This is a genomic window from Amycolatopsis sp. NPDC043887 (genome assembly GCF_056435665.1).
In genome coordinates this window covers 121,703-141,233 of record NZ_JBWKEB010000018.1, presented here as the reverse complement: position 1 = coordinate 141,233, position 19,531 = coordinate 121,703, and the positions used below count along the sequence as shown (strand labels likewise).

19 protein-coding genes are annotated in these 19,531 nt (G+C 67.4%); 8 read left to right on the top strand and 11 right to left on the bottom strand.

Annotation, left to right across the window (positions count from 1 at the left end):
• Positions 1-272: 272 nt before the first annotated feature.
• From AC069H_RS36105 to AC069H_RS36085, 5 genes are all read right to left on the bottom strand, one after another.
• Positions 273-1,247, bottom strand: a complete 975-nt coding sequence (locus AC069H_RS36105; protein ID WP_478235321.1) for an anti-sigma factor RsbA family regulatory protein — start codon at positions 1,245-1,247, stop codon at positions 273-275.
• Between the two features lies 1 nt (position 1,248).
• Positions 1,249-2,121 (bottom strand): MEDS domain-containing protein, encoded by an 873-nt coding sequence (locus tag AC069H_RS36100; protein ID WP_478235320.1) that lies wholly within the window; start codon positions 2,119-2,121, stop codon positions 1,249-1,251.
• A gap of 173 nt (positions 2,122-2,294) precedes the next feature.
• On the bottom strand, positions 2,295-2,756 hold the full coding sequence (locus AC069H_RS36095; protein ID WP_478227472.1) for a DUF6292 family protein: 462 nt from the start codon (positions 2,754-2,756) through the stop codon (positions 2,295-2,297).
• Positions 2,757-3,411: 655 nt separating this feature from the next.
• Complete coding sequence (locus AC069H_RS36090) at positions 3,412-3,921, bottom strand: STAS domain-containing protein (RefSeq protein ID WP_478235319.1); 510 nt, start codon at positions 3,919-3,921, stop codon at positions 3,412-3,414.
• A gap of 562 nt (positions 3,922-4,483) precedes the next feature.
• Positions 4,484-5,236 carry an ANTAR domain-containing response regulator gene (locus AC069H_RS36085; protein ID WP_478235318.1) on the bottom strand — a complete coding sequence of 251 codons (753 nt, stop codon included), beginning with the start codon at positions 5,234-5,236 and terminating at the stop codon, positions 4,484-4,486.
• Between the two features lie 1,393 nt (positions 5,237-6,629).
• Between AC069H_RS36085 and AC069H_RS36080 the strand changes: the two genes are divergently transcribed.
• Positions 6,630-7,364, top strand: a complete 735-nt coding sequence (locus tag AC069H_RS36080) for an ANTAR domain-containing protein (RefSeq protein ID WP_478227469.1) — start codon at positions 6,630-6,632, stop codon at positions 7,362-7,364.
• 661 nt (positions 7,365-8,025) lie between these two features.
• Positions 8,026-8,769 carry an ANTAR domain-containing protein gene (locus tag AC069H_RS36075; RefSeq protein ID WP_478227468.1) on the top strand — a complete coding sequence of 248 codons (744 nt, stop codon included), beginning with the start codon at positions 8,026-8,028 and terminating at the stop codon, positions 8,767-8,769.
• Here AC069H_RS36075 and AC069H_RS36070 read toward each other — a convergent pair.
• Positions 8,708-9,418, bottom strand: a complete 711-nt coding sequence (locus AC069H_RS36070; protein WP_478235317.1) for a TetR/AcrR family transcriptional regulator — start codon at positions 9,416-9,418, stop codon at positions 8,708-8,710. The genes AC069H_RS36075 and AC069H_RS36070 overlap by 62 nt on opposite strands.
• A gap of 376 nt (positions 9,419-9,794) precedes the next feature.
• On the opposite strand from AC069H_RS36070, the gene AC069H_RS36065 reads away from it, so the two are divergent.
• The 5 genes from AC069H_RS36065 to AC069H_RS36045 all read left to right on the top strand — a co-directional run bounded on the left by AC069H_RS36065 (position 9,795) and on the right by AC069H_RS36045 (position 13,840).
• Positions 9,795-10,901, top strand: coding sequence for a sensor histidine kinase (locus AC069H_RS36065; RefSeq protein ID WP_478235316.1), 1,107 nt, complete (start codon positions 9,795-9,797; stop codon positions 10,899-10,901).
• Positions 10,898-12,004: a hypothetical protein gene (locus AC069H_RS36060; protein WP_478235315.1), complete on the top strand. Its 1,107-nt coding sequence runs from the start codon at positions 10,898-10,900 to the stop codon at positions 12,002-12,004. Before AC069H_RS36065 ends, AC069H_RS36060 begins: the two co-directional genes overlap by 4 nt.
• On the top strand, positions 11,983-12,657 hold the full coding sequence (locus AC069H_RS36055; protein ID WP_340684095.1) for a response regulator transcription factor: 675 nt from the start codon (positions 11,983-11,985) through the stop codon (positions 12,655-12,657). Before AC069H_RS36060 ends, AC069H_RS36055 begins: the two co-directional genes overlap by 22 nt.
• A 131-nt stretch (positions 12,658-12,788) precedes the next feature.
• The gene (locus tag AC069H_RS36050; RefSeq protein ID WP_478235314.1) at positions 12,789-13,475 is read left to right on the top strand and encodes a hypothetical protein; all 687 of its coding nucleotides are present in this window, start codon (positions 12,789-12,791) and stop codon (positions 13,473-13,475) included.
• 53 nt (positions 13,476-13,528) lie between these two features.
• The gene (locus tag AC069H_RS36045) at positions 13,529-13,840 is read left to right on the top strand and encodes a hypothetical protein (protein ID WP_478235313.1); all 312 of its coding nucleotides are present in this window, start codon (positions 13,529-13,531) and stop codon (positions 13,838-13,840) included.
• A 7-nt stretch (positions 13,841-13,847) separates the two neighbouring features.
• Here AC069H_RS36045 and AC069H_RS36040 read toward each other — a convergent pair whose 3' ends face one another.
• The 4 genes from AC069H_RS36040 to AC069H_RS36025 form a co-directional block, all read right to left on the bottom strand.
• Positions 13,848-14,033: a hypothetical protein gene (locus AC069H_RS36040; protein ID WP_478235312.1), complete on the bottom strand. Its 186-nt coding sequence runs from the start codon at positions 14,031-14,033 to the stop codon at positions 13,848-13,850.
• A 30-nt stretch (positions 14,034-14,063) separates the two neighbouring features.
• Complete coding sequence (locus AC069H_RS36035) at positions 14,064-14,687, bottom strand: phosphotransferase (protein ID WP_478227460.1); 624 nt, start codon at positions 14,685-14,687, stop codon at positions 14,064-14,066.
• Positions 14,688-14,698: 11 nt separating this feature from the next.
• A complete protein-coding gene (locus tag AC069H_RS36030) occupies positions 14,699-14,965 on the bottom strand; it encodes a hypothetical protein (protein WP_478227459.1) in 267 nt (88 codons plus the stop codon).
• A gap of 174 nt (positions 14,966-15,139) precedes the next feature.
• The gene (locus AC069H_RS36025) at positions 15,140-15,790 is read right to left on the bottom strand and encodes a helix-turn-helix domain-containing protein (protein WP_478235326.1); all 651 of its coding nucleotides are present in this window, start codon (positions 15,788-15,790) and stop codon (positions 15,140-15,142) included.
• A gap of 100 nt (positions 15,791-15,890) precedes the next feature.
• On the opposite strand from AC069H_RS36025, the gene AC069H_RS36020 reads away from it, so the two are divergent.
• A complete protein-coding gene (locus tag AC069H_RS36020) occupies positions 15,891-16,766 on the top strand; it encodes an FG-GAP repeat domain-containing protein (protein ID WP_478235311.1) in 876 nt (291 codons plus the stop codon).
• Between the two features lie 16 nt (positions 16,767-16,782).
• Here the strand turns inward: AC069H_RS36020 and AC069H_RS36015 are convergent, their stop codons facing one another.
• Positions 16,783-19,479, bottom strand: a complete 2,697-nt coding sequence (locus AC069H_RS36015; protein ID WP_478235310.1) for an AAA family ATPase — start codon at positions 19,477-19,479, stop codon at positions 16,783-16,785.
• Between the last annotated feature and the right edge of the window lie 52 nt (positions 19,480-19,531).

Sequence of the window (19,531 nt, the reverse complement as noted above, 5' to 3'; positions counted from 1 at the left end):
CCCGGAACACAAGCAGCAGGCCGAGGCGCCCGCGCCAACTGCGACATCGACCCGATCCTGATGTGACTCAACCAGGAACAAACTGCCCGATCCAGACGGCGATCCGCTCCGACTCGGGATTTTGCCGCGGTGATCGGGTATTGCCCTACACAGCCTGGAAACTGAACCACCACTTGGGTCAAGAACGGTTGTCCGGCGATCGTGCCACGATTCCCCTGGCGGCTCCACGTTCCCCCTCCCCCGACGTGGAGCCGCCCCGAGATACGCCCGCATCAGGGGACTATCGCGGCATGGGGGCCGGACACGTGCAGGCGGACCGTGGCACCGCAGTATCCGGAGCAGGTCTCGACATGCCGGCAGAGTTGGCGGGTGAGCCAGAGACCGTCGCCGGGTGCCTCGTCGAGCGTGGGTGGCAGGTAACCGAGGAAGGGGTCGGTGATGCGCCCGACAGGCTCGTGAACGTCGCACACGATACGCCCGGATTCGGCCCACAGCCGGATGGTCGCGCGACCGCTACCGTGCCGCGCGACGTGGTCGGCGACTTCGCCGACGGCCGCCGAGAGCATGGCGGCTTGCTGCCGGGCCAGCCCTTGGAGCGCGGCGTGCGCGGTGACGAACCGCCGCACGCTGGACAGGTCGCCTATGAAGGGAAGCACTGCGGCATCCGGTGGGGGAGCCGGCAGCGGGTGGGTGCCGCCGGCATCGACGAAGATCGCGGGGTCGAGATAGTCAGGACATGGCCTCGCCTCGCGCCCTGTCCACCGAGCGGGGTGAATGCGATGCGCGTCAGCGACGACGGGCGGAGCCAGCACACGGGTGTCGTACGGGCAAATGATCCATGCCGACGACTCCGCGAAGGCCACGTTCAGTATCGACTCGTATCGCCTCAACTCGGCGGTCTCTAGGTCTGATCGTCTTGTCCAGATCGGTTCACCGATGATGCGTACGTGTCCTGGGCGCTCGGCATGACGGGCCGTGTAGTAGTCGCGGTACTTGAGCAGTGTCGCGGCGGGGTGACGGTACCAATCGTAGGCGTCGACGAATTCGACCCGGTCGGCGTTCGCCCCTAGCGTGTCGACGAGCAAGTCGATGTTGTCCGGTGTGGTCACGGCCAGTGTGGCTTCCCCGCGGGTCAGGCCGTCTTCGATGAAAGGCGTTGTCATCTCGAGGAATTCCGCGTCAGAGCCGTAAACACAGGCCTGATGCGAGAACGACACGCCGCCGGTCTGGGCTTCCTGCTTGCTCATCTCACACCCCCTCCTCCGTGGTGACCAACGTCAGGGACGGCAACCGGTCCCAGCCGTAGTTCCGCAGGATCGTGCGGATCAGGGGAACTGGTGATCTCAGAACCAGCCGGTGCCCGTTGCGGAGGTTGGCCGCGGCATGGGCGAGAAGCCGGACGGTCGCTACATCGGCGTAACGTAGTTCTCTGACATCCAAGTGAAAATCGTCATCGTCGCGGTAGGCCGCTTCCAGCGTCGCGGCGAACTCGGCGAGGTTCGACCGATCGATCTCGCCGGACAGTCGCAGCCCGCGTCGCCCGTCCAGCGCCGCCATCCGCAACAGGGGTTCTTGTTGTTCGGCCTGTTGGGCGGTCAGCGCCGTCGAGTGGGCCTCGCGCACGACGTCCAGTTGCTCACTCGTGAACTGCCGCCGATCGTAGTGACAGAATCCCGTCAAGGTCGGCAGCGCGTCCGTGGCGACAAGTTCCGTGACCTGCCTCTCGTAGTCCCAAAACAACTCGCTGTCCGGTAGCACATGTGAGGACCAGGTCATGTCCGCGCAGATATGAAGACCCAAGTAACCGGCACGCGTCGCCGCGGTGGTCTCGGCCTGGAGCCGGCCGATCACACGATCCGCCTCAAACCCTGTTCTCGCTCGGTAGAACTCGTCGGTGGACGAGATGACGAGTTGTTCCCTCCTGGTCAATGCGTCCAGCTCCGGCCCGGTCAAGGACAGCCAGGTGAGCAGGGTGCCGGGAGGAACGCGGTTGGTGAGGTAGGTGATCTTATGGCCTTGTTCCACCGCCGCCCGGAAATGCAGTTGTGCGAGCCGCCGGTATTGGTGGTCGGTGTCGTACCAGATGCATACGTGCTCTCCCGCCACCCACGACCTGACCATGGTCCTCCTCCGCACGCGAGATAAGAGAAGGCCTCATTTTAGGCCGAGACCGACGGTTCGCGTTGTCCGTGCAGGAGTATTGGCGGATACGCGCCAATACTCCTCGGTGGTGGTCCGCTCGGTATGGCGAGCCCCGTGCGATTCTGACAATGGCGAATGTTCGCCACGGTGAATCACGGTCCACATCCGCCCGCGGCGGACTGTCCGGTGATGGGTGGGGTACCGGATGGCTGGGCGTAGCGGGCCAGACGTTCCGGCATATCGTCGATCGCGCCGGCTCTGCGGAAAGCGGGCGGGGTGAACTGGCCGGGGTACTGACCTCGGAACATGCAGGTGAGGAATCGCGCGACCGCGCGTGATGGAGGCAGAACGTCCTTGCCCGCGTAGGACAGAACAATCAGCTCTTCTCCGCACAGGGATTCGACGGCCACGGACCACCCGTGTTCCTCGTCCCAGAGCAATGCGACGTCACGGGTCGGGAACCTCGGTAGCCGGCTCTCGATGGCCACGTAGGCGTTCACCGGTGGGTCCAGCCGCACCCACCAGCCCGTCCAGTCCAGATCCAAAGCCTGGGCAACGGCGCCAACATAGCGGCGTAAGCCGCGCGCCGGTGCTCCATGGTCTTCCAAAATCATCCTTCGTCGCCGCCTTTGCCGCCTCCGTCGGAAAGATCAGCGCCGACTGCTTGACGCACGTTCGCATCTCACCCGTTCTGGAGTGTGATCGCAAGATGGTCGGTGCCCATGCGCGGCCAGCGAACCATTTCCGAGTACGAGCGAACGGCACCATCGGCGCCGGAAACCGGTCATCCCACCTCCTGAGCCACCACACCCCGGGCCACCCAGAGCGAATGCCGCCCGACCCGGAGCCGCACCCCCCTTCCACGCCATCCGCGCCAATGCGGCAGATCGCCCCGGCCGCAGAGTTTTTCATGTCAGCAGCCAGGTTTCACCGGCCGACGTGAGAAAGAGGGAAAGTACGTGGCAGCCGATGTGCCATCTGGCGCACGGGTCTGTGGCCGGCCGGAGAGAAGCTCGACGAGCACGAGCGCCGCGCACTTCGGGAGATCGAGGGAACTAGCCGGAATGTCCGGCAGGACTTGCCAAGCGGCAACAGATCTCCGTCGTGAGTCACACGTCGTCGCTGGGCGCCCGACGGTTCACCGTGCGCACCGGCCGGGGCGTGGTCGGTTTCGGCCTGTTCCCACGTGAGCGAGATCGGACATATCCGTGCGCTGGTTGGCCATGTGCGGTAAGCGCGCTCGGTCAAACCCGCTCGAGGCTTTCACCCTCACCGTCCTTTGCTCTGCCGGGGGTCTTCCATGGCGTAAGCGGCCAGAAATCTCGTCATCGCGGCGTCGATGATTGATGAGGACTGTCTGTCGACGCTGTCTTGCCGGTTCTGGGCGTGGGTCCCCGGCGGTCGTTGTGCGCGGGAGAGTTCGTGAACGGCGTTTGAGCGGGACGAGAAAATGGGGATGAAGGTATCCATGCCGACGATTCGCAGTGCTCTTGAGACGACGTGGCTTTTGACGACCAATCCGAGCCGTTTCCGTTCGCTCTTCGCCCGCTCGGCAGCACCGGCGATGGCGCCGAGCCCGGCGGCGCCGAGGAAGGTGACCTCTGATAGGTCGAGAACCGTCACCGACGGCATCTCCTGCCACAAAGCGCGGTGGAGCACCCCCACGGAGGATACGTCGACCTCGCCGGCGACGGCGATCACCAGCTGGTCGCCGTGCCGGAAGCGTCCGGCCTCCAGCAGCTTCCCACCCGCGGCCGGTATCGCGTGCCCAGCAGGCATTGGCGTTCCCAGTGAACGTATCCGAGCGAAATGGCGGCTATCAGGCAAACCAGTCATCGATGCGCTCCGAGTAGGTAACCGTGGGATCACCGTCAGCGGCTGCGTTGCTGAACCGGCGAGACGGTCTCTGAAAGTTGACGTACGTGCCTGGGCCTGAGCCCGGTCGTCGTTCAGGATACCCCTGGAGAGGTATCTATGGCATCAGGCAGGCATGGTGAACGGGAAAGGGGGAACGCGCGCAGGTGACTCGACAACGCTTCGCCGATTTGGCCGAAATACGACATTGTCAGATCTTCGCCATTAAACTGGTCGACCATGGCGGAACCGTCTCGGCACGGGGAATCAGATGACGGCGTGCGATCTGATCGCTGGATCCGGACCGCTGCCCTGGCGTTACCGCGGCCGGGTGAAAACTGCATAGTGGCGTAGTGTGACCACGGCGAACACGAGTTTCTTTCTGGAAGGCCTGTCTCAATGTGATCGTGTCCGCAACTGGACAATGACGAAAAGTGGCCATGGAAAGGGCCATTGCGATCGCCGCAGGGTGGATCAGGTCTGAGCGTCAGGACTGGCCGGTTCGCGCCTGTAAGCGGACGGTCTCCAGGAAACGGTACGCGAGGTCGCGCAGCTTGACATTCTCTCGTTGTGACTGTTCGACCAGCAGGTCGAAGGCCTCCTTGTCGGTGAACCCGTGGACTGCGATGAGGACACCCTTGGCTTGGTCGATGACCGCCCGAGTGCTCAGCGCGATAGAAAGGTGCTCGGCCAGTTGGGCGGCCTTCTCGTAACGCCGGTAGGTGCGCAGAATCGCTTCGACAGCACTTGTGTAAACCTGGAGCAGGTGCACATCCAGTTCAGCGAAGCCCTGTGCCTGCCGGCTGTAACAGTTCACTGCACCGGAGTAGTCGCCGTTCACGATCAGGGGCACGGTCAGGAAACCACTGAGGTCCGCGGCGCGCGAAGCCGGAGCGAACTCCGGCCAGTGTTTCGACGCCTCGGAAATGTTCCCCCGCCTGGTCTGGGCGCCCTTCGCCGCCTCCAGGCACGGTCCCCGGCGCGTCGCATACTGAGTCGCGTCGAGCTCGATACCGTCCTCGCTCGTGAAGGCCACCGTTTCTGGCCGGTGCTCGCTGACCATGGTGATCGTCGCATGGTCCACGCCAGGTACCGCGCGGATGACCTGGTGGCATACATGGTTCAGCAGCGAGTTGATGTCGGTTTCATCGGCGAGCACCTCAGCCAACCCGTCGAGCGCACCTTTGACGTCGTCGAGAATCATCGGCACGTGCGCGCACGGCGCTTCGTCGGATGACATAATTGCTTCTCCTCTGATCGTTGTTCGTCCGCTGGATGCTTCCGGATCTTGTCGGTGGCGTGCTGCAGCTGAATAATTCGGGTACCCACTCCGTGGCCTGGTCAAGCGATCATCAGCGGTGCTCGAATTGATGGAGGTGCGCCGTGTCGGAAGAATGTATTGATTCAAGCGCTTAGTCAAGATCATGGGAGCATGTACGCGGCACGATCATTTCGTCGCCATAAACGGCGACGGCCGGACCTCGGAACCGAGACCGGCATTGCTGATCATGGTTGTGCTGGCGATACATCACCCTTTGGAGGGGCGAACCGTCACTGCCGGTCAAGCACGAGCGCTGATGTCGAGCTGGGCGGCGATCATGCCGGTCGCCACATGCACGTCGCCGTAGTGTCCGGTGGTGTCCTCGCGCGCCCACGCTGCGACCTGGTCGCCCTCGCCGACGCAGTCGGCGAGCAGCGCGGCGACGGGGAGGTCGGTCAGGGCGAGCCGCGGCTCCGTCCGCGAACCCAGGCCGGCGCTGCTCGTCGAAGGTCAGGTCGCTCACCAGCACCGGGCTTCCGGTAGCGAAGGCCTCGACGCCTGGACCATCGCCTGCAGTGTATTGCGTTTCCTCGAGAGTCCCGGCCAGGCATCGCTCGAGGCGACCAGCTCGTGCGCCTGCTCGGCCGTCCGTAAGGAGATGGCGGCGATACAGACGACCGGGATCCAGCCCGAGCCCTGTCGCACATCTCGGGCTCGCTCAGCAATGAGCTGCGATAGCCGATCGCGGCGCCTAGCGCTCACGGTCATCTCCGCGTCCTCGAAAATCTCAACGCCGTCCCTGCGTCACATCGTGCGTACCCTCGCTGTCGGTCGGCCTTTGACCGCCAGGCGGACAACGCTGTTGTGACGCTGCAAACCGGTGTCAGCTCAGCCGACACCGGCGACGAGGTGCACTTTCCCTGAGGCTGCTCAGCTTCAATTTCCGACCTGCCATGACCTGAGCAGGGCCACACCGCGATTCTCGCGGTGCCGATCGTGTGACCGGGGTTGCTCTCACTGGACTACTGTCCTTAGGCTGATTGCGTTTGTGGTGGGGTTGAGCTGACGCGTTGCTGCAAGCGACTGAGGTCGGAGGTACTGCTGACCGTGGTCGTCGGGTGCCGTCCAGTCCGCGAGTGATCGTTGAACTGGAATCACGTGCCTGGGCTGGTGGGTGGCAACCGCGGGGTACCCGGATCGCACGGGATAGGGGGCGTATGGACTGGACGGCGCGATATCGGGATCGCCAACGATCTGAGATCTGGTGCGGTTCCGCGACGCGCGCCAAGCCTCCGTCGAGTGATCAAGGCTCTGACTCTTCGCTGGTGACCTCGTGGGCGTCTGAAGCTTGATCTTGGCGCGGAAGGATTCCATGAATCGAGAACAGCGCATGGTCGAGGCTCTGGTCGAGCTCTCAGACTCCCTGGTGAACGACTTCGACGTTCCTGGGCAGCTCGATCGCCTGGCTACGCGATGTACCGAGCTTCTCGACATCACCGCGGCGGCCGTGGTGCGGGTATCGGCGGATGCGGGCCGGTGGACCTCTGCCACGTCCGGTTCGGCCACCGACTTGTTCGAACTGCTCACGCGGGAGGGGCCGGTACTGGAGAGTTGCCGTACCGGCGCACCCGTCGGCCCGGTGGGCGTAGCCGCCGCGCGCCGCCGATGGCCAGGTTTCGCCGTCGCCGCCAGCAAGGCCGGCTACCGCCATGTGTCGTCCGTGCCGATGCGGCTGGGTGAGGAGGTTCTCGGGTCAGTGCTGCTGCTGCATGCGGAGGCTGAAGGGTTACAGGCATCCGACATCCGGCTGGCGCGAGCGCTCGCCGACGCGGCCACGATCGGGCTTGTGCACGAACGAGAGATCCGTCAGCGGACCGACATCGCGTCGCAGCTGCAGAGCGCGTTGGACAGCCGTGTCCTGATCGAACAGGCGAAGGGGTTCCTCGCCGCGCGACAGAGTATGAGTGTGATTGACGCGTTCGAACTGATCTCCGTCTACGCCCGCCAACATCGCTGCCCGATCAGCGACGTTGCCCGCCACATCATCGAGTTCGGGGTTTTTCCTGTCAGTCCGCCCAGGCCCAATGGGCCTTTCGACGCGCGCTGACCGGTCGTCGCGCGGACCCAACCGCCGGATTGCGGTCTGCTGCACGCTTCGAGAACCGCGTCAGAGTGAACGGGCAGTGTCTTCGACAATCGTCAACGCGAGTTCGACGGCGGCCCGGCGCGTAGGGTTTGCGGACGCGTATGCGTTGACGGCTGGCTGTCCACAGGCGTTGTGCCTGTCGAGCCCTCCCGGCGACCCTGATGTCGTGATCCAGCAGGTCAGCGTGTGGCGGTTCGCGAAGACATCGGTTCGGCACTGGCGTCGCCGGTTGGTCAGGCGCGAGCCAGAGGGCACACGGCATATTCGAGTCTTCTCGAACTGGGCCGGCAAGCCGGGCAGGTTCTGACGTGGTCCCTGGGCGGTGACGCGCTTGATTGCACTTGCCCTCCGCTGTGGCAATCCTTATGATTTTACGTTCTGTGGCCCGGTTGAGCAGAAGCCGCTGCCGCATTTATCTCAGACTCAGAGGCGGTGTGGTGCGCTTATTCGACAAATCTGGCCCGGTCGCCGAAATTGAATTGGAATCACGTCGCTTGGCGATTTCCCCGGTAACTGACAGGCAGACGCTCGGGTGTCGCCGAGAGTCTCTCAAGATGTTTCCCGCCGCTGATGAGTCTGTGCGGTCGCACGTTCCTTGATCTTAGTGGAGAGGAAGGCACACATGAGACGAGAACAGCGCTTGGCTGACGCCCTGGTCGAGCTCACCGACACCGTGGTAAAGGACTTCGGCCTCCCGGAGCGGCTCGCTCGGTTGGCCGCACGATGCATCGAGCTGTTCGATATTTCCGCTGCCGCCGTGATGCTGGCTTCACGGGATGACGGACGGTGGAGGTCGGCGACGGCCGGCGAGTCCGCCGACTTGCTCGATGTGCTCAACCTGGCGCGTCTGGATGGGCCGGTCCTGGGAAGTTCTCGTGCAGGGGAGTTGGTCGGTCCGATGGATCTGGCCGGTGTGGGCCGTCGGTGGCCCGACTTCGCTGCGGCCGTCGACAAGATCGGGTACCGGCAAGTGTGTTCGGTGCCGATACGGCTGCGCGAAGAGGAATTCGGATCGGTGCTGTTGCTGCACTCGGAAACCGATGGGTTGTCGATGGCCGAGGTCCGGTTGGTGCAGGCGCTGGCCGACGCGGCCGCCATCGGGCACGTGCACGAGCGGGAGATCCGCCGTCAGATCGCCGCCGCCTCGCAACTGCAGGCTGCGCCGCACAGCCGTGCCTTGATCGAACAGGCGAAGGGTTTTCTCGCCGCGCGCTGCGATACAAACGTGCATGACGCGTTCGAGCTCATTCGCGGGCATGCCCGTCGTCACCGGTCACAGATCCACGAGGTCGCCCGTCACGTCGTCAGCCATGGGACGCTGCCCACTCCTTCGTCGGAGAATTACGTACATGCCAAAGGTCGTTGACCGGTAGCTGCTCGGAACCGAGGATCGCGGGGCACTCTCGATCGAGCACCGCGGCGAAATGGTGCGTAATGCCAACTCGACTTGGCATTACGCGAAACCGAGTCGGCGATAGTGTGAAGGTGCGCATATCTTGTCGCTGCCTTCCCGAATTCGACGGCGGAAACCCTTCGACGACGAACACCCCGATCCGGGTCATCGCGTCCTGCTCGGTCTCCGGCACGCCCAACGCGGCCAGATGCCACCTCAGGATCGTCTCCACCTGTGCGTGGAAGCCGTCGTGCCATACCCGCAGTGACTCCGATGCCGCGACCCTGGCGTGCACCGTCGTGATCAGCCGATCGACCCGCCGCAACTCGCTGACTGCCCACAACAACTGCTCGACCGGCGGTTCGGCCGAGCGTTCCGCCACGCCGGCCAGGAACTGCGCGAACAGCGCGTCCAGCACAGCGACCAGTACCTCGTCCTTGAAGTACCAGTAGACGGTGTTGGAGGTCACCCCCGCCTCACGCCCGATCCGCGCCACCGTCGTGGGGTCGTAGCCTTCTTCCACGAACAACCGCGTGGCCGCGGCGACGATTTCACCACGCTTCTCTTCCCGGTCCTGCGGGCGTCGGTTACGCGGCCTCCCCCACCTGGCCAGATCGGTCACGCTGGAACCCCACTGTAAAGGGACACAGCGCCACAGGCGATCTCGACCCGGCACGGCCGCACCGGACACCCTGGCAAGGTCGCCCTTCGACGTGCGGCCGCTGCTCCTCATGATCGGTCGGCCCGCAAACCCGGACTGGATCTGCCAGCCGCCTCAGCCTTGCCGCATCCCGACCGCCGACCATGAACACTAGCTGCTTCGGCGGGAACCAGGATCGACCGAGACCGACTCGAAACGGCTCGAACCAATCACCGGAGGGTTCTCCGCCCCGGACGGTCAGTGAGCCGCTGACCTTCGTACCGGTCATCCGGAATCGGCACCACCCGACATCGTCGGCCGGTATGGTCACCCGCGCGAGGTTTGCCGGGTTCGACGGTTGGCGAGGGAACGGGTGGCGGGGGAGGCCGGGCGGCTGCTGACCAGTTTCGGACACCGGTATGCCGTCGTCGTGCGGGTCGCGACCTTGCCGCCCATAGCGGCGATCGGCCTGCTCAGGAGCTCACCCGCCGCATTCGCGGCCACGGCCGTGGTGGTCGCCGTCGCCGTGGTCTGGACCTGCGCGCGGGGATGGTGGCTGCGGCGGGCCCCGATCGCCGTGGACGTGGCGGTGCTGCTGGGCTTGTGCCTCACCGTCTTCTGGACCGACGCCGAGGCGGACGGCAACACGGGCTGGCTCCGGCTCCTGGTCGTCTTCGCGTGCGTGACCTGGCAATGGCACACCCCGCTGCCGGCCGGTGCCCTCGCGGCGCTGATCGCCGGTGGCGGGATGCTCGTCGTCTTCGCCGCAGCGGGGCTCACCCTGAGCGCGTCGCAGGTGTGGGTGCCGGCGATGGCCGCGATGTCCAGGGTGGCCTGGGTGCTCGTCACCCGCGCGGCCGAACGCGCCGATCGGACGGCGGCCGAGGCCGAACAGGTGCGCCGAGAGGCCGCCGTGGCGGCAGCGGTCCGCGCCGAGGAACGTGAGCTGGCGAACTCGCTGCACGACACCGCGGCCACCACCCTGCTGATGGTCGGCCTCGGGCAGGTGCCCCCGGACGCGGATTGGCTGGCCCCGCAGGCACGCCGCGATCTGGCCCGGTTGCGTTTCCTCGACGACGGGCGGACATCGCCGGAGGCCGACCTCGTCGAGTTGCTCCGCGCGGACCTCGGCACCGGCCACCTGACCGTCGCGCTCGACGTACCGCCGCGGCTGTCGCTGCCGTCCGAGGTGGCGGGTGCGATCGCCGGAGCCGTCCGGGAGGCGCTCAACAACGTGCGCCGCCATGCCGGGACGGACCGGGGACGGGTCCGGCTGCGCGGCGACGCGCAGGCGCTCTCGGTCGAGATTTCCGACGAGGGAAAGGGGTTCGCCGGCGACCGGGTGACGGCGCGACGCGGGTTGCGGGAATCCGTGCACGGCAGGATGAACCGGGTCGGTGGCACGGCGACGATCACCTCCGCCGAAGGGGCCGGCACGGTGGTCCGGCTGAAGTGGTCGGCATGAGCGGCGGCGAAGCGACCCAGGACCAGCTGAGGCGCGGGCTGCGGATCGCCGTGCTGCTCGTCGCGATACTGACTGTTGACGTGCTCGGGTCGAGTAATCTCGTGCGGGGCCTGAAATCCCACGAACTGCCCGCCGTCCAGTTCGCCGCACTGGCCGCGCTGACCGCGGTACTGGCCGTCGAAGTGGTGCTGGTCGTACTGCGGCGGCCGTGGGGCGTGGCGCGGTGGCCCGCCGTCGCCCTCGTGCTGGCCGCGTCCGCGCTTGCGTACCTGACCTTGCCGGACGGCAAGACGGCGACCACGGTGGACTGGATGTTCGGCGCGGCCAACTGGGTCGGCATCGTCGTCCTGCTCGACCGTCCCTTGAGGACGATGCTGGCCTTCCTGGTGGCACACGAGTCGCTCGCCTTGGCGAACCTGCTGCTTTTCCAGGACGTGAGCCGGAGCGTGCTGGCCCGGTTCGTCACCGGTTCGGTGACGGTGATCGGCCTTCCGCTGTGCGTCGCCGTGGTCGCGGCCGTGCTGGGCCGGATCGGCGCGCGGGCGGCCGAGGCCACGCGGGAACTGGAACGGTTGCGCACCGCGGAGGCCGTAGCGGCGGGCGCGCACAGCCGTCGCGAGCAGCGGCTCGCCGAGCTGACCGACACGACCGTACCGTTGCTGACAGGTCTGGCGGACGGTTCGCTCGCGCCCTCGGATCCCCTGGTGCAGCGCGGATGCGCGATCGAAGCGGCCCGGATGCGCCGGCTGTTCGCCGAAACCGACGAGGTGGAGAACCCGCTGCTGCACGAGCTGAGACAGTGCGCGGACATCGCCGACCGCAAAGGCGTCGAGGTCGATCTGGACGTGCGTGGCCACTGGCCCGTGCCACCCGTGGCCGTTCGGCGGGACCTCACCGATGCCGCGCTCACCGCGCTGGCGACGGCCGGATCCTGGGCGCGGGTCACCGTGGTCGGAAGCCCCGGATCGGTGTCGGTCAACGTGGTCGCGGACTGCGCGGAGCCGATCGCGTCCACGCCGAGGACACCGGACGTGCGGATCGAGATCTTCGACGGTGACGGAACAGTCTGGATGGAGGCACAATGGCAGCCGGCGGAGAGCTGATCACCGCGGTGATCGTGGACGACCACGCGGCGATCGCGGCGGGTGTGCGGTACTGGTGTGAGCAGGCGGACCCGCCGATCGGTCTCGTCGACGCCGGAGCCCGCCTCTCCGACGTGTGGACCGGCCCCGGTGCCGCCGCCGACGTGGTGATCTTCGATCTCGAGCTGGTGCCCCGCAAACCGGATTTCGGCGAACTCCGCCGTCTGGTCGAGAGCGGCCGCCGCGTGGTCGTGTACTCCCAGCACGCGGACAACGCCACCGCGATCAAATGCATCGATCTCGGCGCGCTCGCGTATCTGACCAAACGGGAGGGGCCCGAGCATCTCGTGCCCGCGATCAGGGCCGTCGCAGGCGGGCAGACGTACACGGCGCCGTCGCTGTCCGGCGCGCTCGCCGCGGACGACTCCCCGGGCAGGCCACGCCTGTCCCCACGGGAAATCGAGGTACTGCGGGCATGGTTCGCCGCCTCCTCAAAGGAACTCGTCGCCGCGAAACTCCACATCACGGTCAAGACCGTCGACACGCATATCGCCCGGGTGCGCGTGAAGTACTCGAACGTCGGACGTGAGGCCCGCACCAAGAGCCAGCTCGTCACCAGGGCACTCGACGACGGTGTCATCACGCTAGCCGAGCTCAACGAGGCTTCGATGTAAGGCGTTCACCGGACATCCCGGGAGCCGCGATCGGTCTAGCGTCACCGGAGCAGGGGGCGCCGCGGGCATTCGGTGTCGAGGGGACCGGATGCCCGCGGCACCGCTTCGAGGAAGACGTCCGAGGGAGTTCGATGAGCCAGCCCGGTCCGCCAGGGTCGTATCCCGTGCCGCAAGCGGGGTGGCAGTACCACCAGCAGCCACCTCGCAAGAAGAAGACCGGGCTGCTGATCGTGCTGCTGGCGCTGGGCACCGTCATGGTGCTCGGGCTGGCTTTCGGCGGGTACTGGATCTTCGTCAGGGAAGGCGGCTCCGACGCGCCACCGCCCGTGGACGCCTCGCAGGACGTGGCGAAGGCGCCGATCGGTTGTGCCGTCTTCGACAAGAGCGAGGTGGCCCGCTACATTCCCGGCCGGACGGATTTCGAGGCGGGATCGGCCAACTCGACCTCGGACTCCCTGGAACAGGGGCAGTGCGCCTGGAACAACACCGACACCTTCATCAAGGACAAGGTCCGGGCGGCGCACGTGATCGTCACCAGCTACGTCTACCACGCCACCCGCACGAAGTCCGGGGTGGACGCCGCGACGGAACACCTGAAACGCCGGGTCCGGAACGGGGTCGCGGTGAACGTGCAGGACGCTGACGAGGCTTTGCTCGTCGAGCAAGGGAAACGCGGCCACTCGGTGGCGGTCACCGCTCGGTATCGCAACATCGTGTACCACGTCGACTACACCAACCAGACCGACGGCGCGCCGGTCAAGGACGGGGTGACCGCACTGGCCACCGCCGCCATCGGCAAGGTGGCGCCGAAGCGCTGAGCGCGGTCACCTCCGGGGCTGTTTCACGGCTGGTGTGGTTCGTTCGACCGACAGTGCGCCGGCGCGTTTTCGCCGTTCTGGCCACCGCCGGCCTGGTCATTTCGGTCCTCGGCGCGGGCTCCGCCTCCGCCGCGACCAAGGGCAAGATCTACGTTTCCGACATCTGCGGCAAAGTGGTCTCCACCACGATCCACCGCACCAACGGCTCGATGGTCGCGGACACCTCGTCAGCGCCCTCGGGCAGCTACTTCGGCTACCCGGTCGACACCGGCACCTACCAGGTCCGCGTGCCCGCCGGGAACCGGGACGTGACGATCCTCGACCTCGGCGGCAAGGCGCACTCGGTCATCGTCAGGGCCTGCTGACCTTCCATCAGGTGTTCGCCCGGCGCAGACGTTCGGCCACCTGCGCGCGGACGACGTCATGCGAACCCGGGGGAGCGCCGTGCAGCACTTCCCAGCGGACGTCGTGGGCCGCCGGCCACAGGCTCGCCGCCCACGCGACCTCCTGCTCCTCGGTGGTGAACCGGCGGCCCCGGATGTCCTGATAGGCCGACAAGAACGCCTCGGAGCTTTCGATCGGCGGCAGTCAGGCGGGCCCGGTCTTGGGAAAGACCGCGCTCGCCGCTCCCGCCAGTGCGGCCTCCGGCTGCCACGCCAGGCTGTCCCAGTCGTGCACGGCCCAGATGCGGCCGTCGCGCCAGCGGAGGTTCTGCGCTTCGAAGTCGGCGTGGCCGAGTACGCGGGGCAGGTCGGCGGAGAGCAGCCGTTCGCGGATCCGTTCGGCCGCTTCGACGACGTACGCGGGCACGGCGTCCTGGTCCCGCCGATCGAGGTCCCCGATGGACGGCCACAACCCGGGATCCGTGTGGTCCCACCGTATCCAGCGGGGATTCGGCAGTGGCGGCGGGACGGTCACGTCGGCCAGTCCGGTCATCAGCCGGGCGAACACCGCCGCGTAGCGCGCGGCGACGTCCGGTGAGTCGCCGCGCAGCAGTTCACCGCCGGGCCTGGATTCCTCGGCGTGCACGGCCAGCGTCCCGACGCCCGTCGCGGGCGTGATCGGCCGGGCGCACGGAAATCCCCGGTCGGCCAACCGCAGCCCGAACACCGCCGAGATCGACCGTGCCTCGAACAGCACGGCGACCGGCTTGTCGCCCAGGTGATCCACACACCACCCGGGCAGCCAGTCCGGCAGATCGCCCCCTGTCACGTATCCGTCACCTACCGGAGACGTTCATGGTCGTACTCGGCGAAGGCCTCCGCCGCGTCGCCGTCCAAGATCATCGACAGCGCGTAGGAGATGGTCCAGATCCACTCATCGAGGCGAGCCGCGTCCTCGTCGTCGATCAGGCCGTTCCCGCGGAGCATGCCGTCGGGCGCGACGCCCCAGGCCCGCGCGAAGTGGCAGATCCCGACCACGGCGGAAACGACTTCACGCGGCACCGAGTCGGCCTGCAGCTGTTCGGTGAGAGCGCGCAACGCGGCCATCACCTCATGATAATTCTCCTCGCGCAACCCACTGAAGGGTCGCAAAGAACCGAGAAACCCTGTCCGCCACCGCGGATCGTCCACATCCGGGTGCGCGCCGGAGTGGAACAGGAGGGCTTCGCGGGCATCGGCAGGGCTCACGAGGGGACCGTAGCGCGAGACCGCACACGTCGCTCAGTCCGCCAGCGCCGAGCCGAGGGTGCGGGCGGCGCGGGCGACGGTGTCGGACATCGTGACTGGTGACTGCGGCAGGGTGAGCACGGTCGCGATCGAGCCGACCGTCCGGCCGGTCGGCAGCCTGACGGACGCTTCGACGGCGACGAGTTCGTGTTCCGCTTGCCAGGTGGGGCAGAAGCGGCCGGTGCGCTGGGGCACGGTCGATCCGGGCCGGAGAAGGACGCCGTCTTCCGGCCGGGTGAGGCTGGCGGCGGCGATCAGGATGCGGCCGTCACAGGGTACGGCGAGTACCGAACTGGCTCGGGTGGCCGCGGCCAGGCGCCGGAGCTCGCCGCGCGCGAGTTCCAGCAGCCGCGGATAGGGCTGCCACGATTGGCCGAGCCGGAATGCCTGCGCGCCGACGCGATAGCGGTTTTCGTTGCGCTGGACAACCTCCAGTGCGGTCAATTGCTCGAGTAATCGGTATGCCGTCGATTTCGGCATCGAACAGGAATTGGCCAGCTGGGTCAATCCTGCTTCACCTTGATGTCGTACCAAGGCATCCAATAGGGTGAAGGCGCCTTCGAGGACGCTTCTGGCTCTTCTCTTGGTCTCCACTGAAATCCCCTCGCGCGGTCCGCTGGACGGAATCCTTGCTGACAAGGCCATGCCGCCGGTGTCAGGCTGGAACTGCCCCGGTCCGTATCTTCGGTCAAAAAGCGCGGGCTGGGAAGAGCACGTCAACCGAACGGAAAGAGGTACCGGCAAAATGCGAAGATCCATTCGGCTGGGTACGGCATTGGCGGGTCTGCTCGCGGGCCTGCTCGTAATGCCACCGGCCGCGGGCGCGGACGATATCGGTATCGCCGCCTCGCCGGCGTCTCAGAAGCCCGCCGCGGATTTCGATGGCGACGGGTTCGCCGACAAGGCGGTTTGGCGGCCGGGTAACGGTGTCTGGTACGTGATCCGCAGCAGCAACGGCAGTGTCGTGACCCAGCAGTGGGGTGTCTCGGGCGACGTGCCGGTGGCCGCGGACTACGACGGTGACCATCGGGCCGACTTCGCCGTGTGGCGGCCGAGCAACGGTATTTGGTACATCATCCAGAGCAGCACCGGCGCGGTGGTGACCCAGCAGTGGGGCGTGTCCGGCGACGTTCCGCTGACCGGCGATTTCAATGGTGACGGCCGCTCCGATTTCGCGGTGTGGCGGCCGAGTAATGGCACCTGGTACGTGCTCGGTATCGCCACGGTGCAATGGGGTGTCGCCGGTGATGTTCCGGTCGCCGGCGATTTCAACGCCGACGGGCGCGCGGACTTCACGGTTTGGCGCCCGAGCGACGGCGTCTGGTACGTGCGGGGAATCGCGACCCAGCAATGGGGTGTCGCGGGCGATATTCCGGTGGCCGGCGATTTCAATGCGGACGGGCGCGCCGATTTCGCCGTTTGGCGGCCGGGTAACGGCGTCTGGTACGTGCTCGGTATCGCGACCCAGCAATGGGGTGTGGCGGGCGACGTGCCCATGGCGGGCAATTTCGGCGGCGACCCGCGGGCGGACTTCGTGGTGTGGCGGCCGTCGAACGGGACCTGGTACGGCCATGGCCTGTTCACCACCCAGTGGGGGACAGCGGGTGACATCCCGGTCTGAGCCGTGAACGGGATGGTCAAGAACCGGGTTCCGCGTCGCGGAGATCGGGCATGTCCCTCAATTGCCTGCGCGACGTGATGCCGAGCTTGCGGAAGATGTTGCGGAGGTGGGCGTCCACCGTGCGGGGACTGAGGAACAGCCGGGTGGCCACTTCCTTCGAGGTCGCGCCTGCCGCGACCTGGCGCGCGATATGCGTCTCCTGCATGGTCAGGTGGTCGTAGGAACGCCCGGATCGGCTGCGCGCGACCTCCCCGGTCGCGCGCAGCTCGTCGGCCGCCCGCCGGGTGAACGCCTCCAGTCCGATCCGCGACAGCTGTTCGTGCGCGGCGCGAAGGTTTTCGCGCGCCTCGCGGCGGCGGCCCGCGCGGCGCAGCCACTCGCCGTACCGCAGCCGCGCCCGCGCGAGATGCACCGCGAGCGGGTCGTCCGCCAGGTACCGGAGTGCCTCCAGGTGGTCGGGTTCCTCGTCGCTGACCATGGCCCGCGCGCCCGCCGCGATTCCGAGGGCGAAGGCGGTTCCCGCGGGCTCGGTGCGGGCGGTCAAGGAGTCCAGCGCCGATCGGGCGACGGAGTCCTTCCCGCACCGCACCGCGGCTTCCACGAGTTCGGGCAGCGCGATGCCGGTGAGGAAAAGGTCGCCGCTCGCCACGGCCCGGGTCGCCGCGTCCAGCGCGGCCGGGTAGTCGGCGAGCCCGTTGTACAGCACGGCCGTCGCCCAGTGGGCGTTCGCGGTCAGCTGCCCGTTGCCGCGGGTCGTCGCTTCGGCGAACAGGTCGAGCACTTCCCGGCGGCGGCCGCGCATCGCCGCCAAGTGCACGCGTGGGTACAGCTGCGGCGGATCGCCGACGGCGTCCGCGATCGCCTCCTCTTCGGCGATCGCGGCCATCGCCCGCCCGAAGTTCCCGGTGAGCACCGCGTGCGACGCGACCTGGGACAGGCCGAGCCGGATGGTCATCGGCGATCCGGTGTCCCGGCCGGTGCGCACCAGCCAGCCGACGATCGTCGCGTGCAGGCCGATGTCCCACAGTTCGCCCGCGAGCACGGTGGCCAGGGCCGGTGTCCTGGTCCAGCCGGCATCGTCGCCGGTGAGAACCCGGCGAAGCGCCGGCACACCGGAATGGTGTCCTTCGGTGGTCAACCGCACCAGCGCGTCGAGGAGATCCGGCGGTCCTGAGGCGGGAGGCGCCGTGCGGGCCGCGTCGAGAACCCGGTCCAGGACTCCCGCGGCCCGTCCGACCACGAGCCCCATTTCCAGTGCCGCGACGAAGAACTCGCGTGACCGCTCCGGATCGACGGCGGCGAGGCGCTCCGCTGCCCGCAGGATGAGTTCCGGCCCCCGGACGGCCCCCTCCGCGCCTTGGACGAAAGCGATCTGCCCGCGAAGCAGGTCGACCGAGGCGTGCTGGGGAACATCCAAGGTCTCGGTGTCGACGCTGGCCAGCAGATCCGCCGCCGCGTCCGTCGCGCCCGCCTCCAGCGTGGTCCGCGCGGCCGCGAGTGTCCGCTCCGTCTTTTTGACGAGGTCGAGTGAAAGCGCCGCCGCACGTTCGAGGAACGCGGCCGCGGCCGCCACACCTCCGCGCGCCTGCGCACGCGACGCCGACAATTCCAGCTCCGCCGCGACCTGTTCGTCCGGCCCGGTGGTGGCCTGGGCCCGGTGCCAGGCCCGCCGGTCTCCGGCGGTTTCTGGGTCGGTGACTTCGGCCAGCGCCCGATGGGCCGTGTGGCGTTGCCCCGGTTCGGCCGCGCGGTACGCGGCGGAACGCGCCAGCGGATGGCAGAAGCGCGCCCGCGTGTCGAACCGGATCAGCCCGGACGCCTCGGCCTCGGCGCTCGCGGCGGGAACGTCGATGTCCAGCCGCCGCGCGGCCGCCCACAGCAGGCCGGGATCGCCGGTGGGATCGGCGCTCGCGAGGGTCAGTAGCCGCCGCGCGTCCGCGGGCAGTTCCGCCATTCTCGCCCGGAAACTCCGCTCGATCCGGCTCGCGATCGGCGACGGAGCCGGTGGCGCGAAACCACCCGCCTTCGGCAGTTCGATGAGCGCGAGCGGGTTGCCGCGTGCCTCGGCGAGCAGGCGATCGCGCACGCGTTCGTCCAGCGTCACGGTCTTTTCCCCGGCCAGCAAGGCACGCGCCTGCGTATCGCTCAAACCGCCGACCGTCAGCCCCGGCAATTCGTCCAGCCCGCGAACCGGATCCTGGTCACGGGCGGCGAACACCATCGCGATCGGTTCGGCCGCGATCCGCCTCGCCAGGAACGTCAACGCCCTCGCCGACGCCGTGTCCAGCCAGTGCGCGTCGTCGACCACGCACAGCACCGGACGCGTCCCCGCGGCGGTCGCCAGCAGTTCGAGCGCGGCGAGACCGACCCGGAACGGATCCGGCGCCCCGTCGGCAAGGCCGAAAGCGACGAGGAGGGATTCGCGGTAGGGAGCCGACAGCGTGTCGAGATGCGCCAGCACCGGAACACACAGCTGATGCAGTGCCGCGAACGGCAGTTCACCCTCGAATTCCGACCCGGACGCGCGGATGAGCCGGAACTCCTCCGCCGTCGCTCGTGCGACGTGGTCCAGCAGCGCGCTCTTGCCGATCCCCGGCTCACCACGGAGGACGAGCACCCCGCCCTCGCCCCGGCCCGCCGCGTGGAGGAGGGCGAGGAGGCGATCGATCTCGGCTCGTCTGCCGACGAGCGAACGGGGGGACGTCGTGGGCATGGTCTGAACCCTAGCGAGGCGAAGTAGGTGATTGTCGCCGACGCGAACGGAC

Excerpts from the sequence above, each read along its gene's own strand:
- AC069H_RS36105 (WP_478235321.1), bottom strand. The coding sequence starts at position 1,247 with ATGAGCAAGCAGGAAGCCCAGACCGGCGGCGTGTCGTTCTCGCATCAG.
- AC069H_RS36100 (WP_478235320.1), bottom strand. The coding sequence starts at position 2,121 with ATGGTCAGGTCGTGGGTGGCGGGAGAGCACGTATGCATCTGGTACGAC.
- AC069H_RS36095 (WP_478227472.1), bottom strand. The coding sequence starts at position 2,756 with ATGATTTTGGAAGACCATGGAGCACCGGCGCGCGGCTTACGCCGCTAT.
- AC069H_RS36090 (WP_478235319.1), bottom strand. The coding sequence starts at position 3,921 with ATGCCTGCTGGGCACGCGATACCGGCCGCGGGTGGGAAGCTGCTGGAG.
- AC069H_RS36085 (WP_478235318.1), bottom strand. The coding sequence starts at position 5,236 with ATGTCATCCGACGAAGCGCCGTGCGCGCACGTGCCGATGATTCTCGAC.
- AC069H_RS36080 (WP_478227469.1), top strand. The coding sequence starts at position 6,630 with ATGAATCGAGAACAGCGCATGGTCGAGGCTCTGGTCGAGCTCTCAGAC.
- AC069H_RS36075 (WP_478227468.1), top strand. The coding sequence starts at position 8,026 with ATGAGACGAGAACAGCGCTTGGCTGACGCCCTGGTCGAGCTCACCGAC.
- AC069H_RS36060 (WP_478235315.1), top strand. The coding sequence starts at position 10,898 with ATGAGCGGCGGCGAAGCGACCCAGGACCAGCTGAGGCGCGGGCTGCGG.
- AC069H_RS36055 (WP_340684095.1), top strand. The coding sequence starts at position 11,983 with ATGGCAGCCGGCGGAGAGCTGATCACCGCGGTGATCGTGGACGACCAC.
- AC069H_RS36050 (WP_478235314.1), top strand. The coding sequence starts at position 12,789 with ATGAGCCAGCCCGGTCCGCCAGGGTCGTATCCCGTGCCGCAAGCGGGG.
- AC069H_RS36030 (WP_478227459.1), bottom strand. The coding sequence starts at position 14,965 with ATGGCCGCGTTGCGCGCTCTCACCGAACAGCTGCAGGCCGACTCGGTG.
- AC069H_RS36025 (WP_478235326.1), bottom strand. The coding sequence starts at position 15,790 with ATGGCCTTGTCAGCAAGGATTCCGTCCAGCGGACCGCGCGAGGGGATT.
- AC069H_RS36020 (WP_478235311.1), top strand. The coding sequence starts at position 15,891 with ATGCGAAGATCCATTCGGCTGGGTACGGCATTGGCGGGTCTGCTCGCG.
- AC069H_RS36015 (WP_478235310.1), bottom strand. The coding sequence starts at position 19,479 with ATGCCCACGACGTCCCCCCGTTCGCTCGTCGGCAGACGAGCCGAGATC.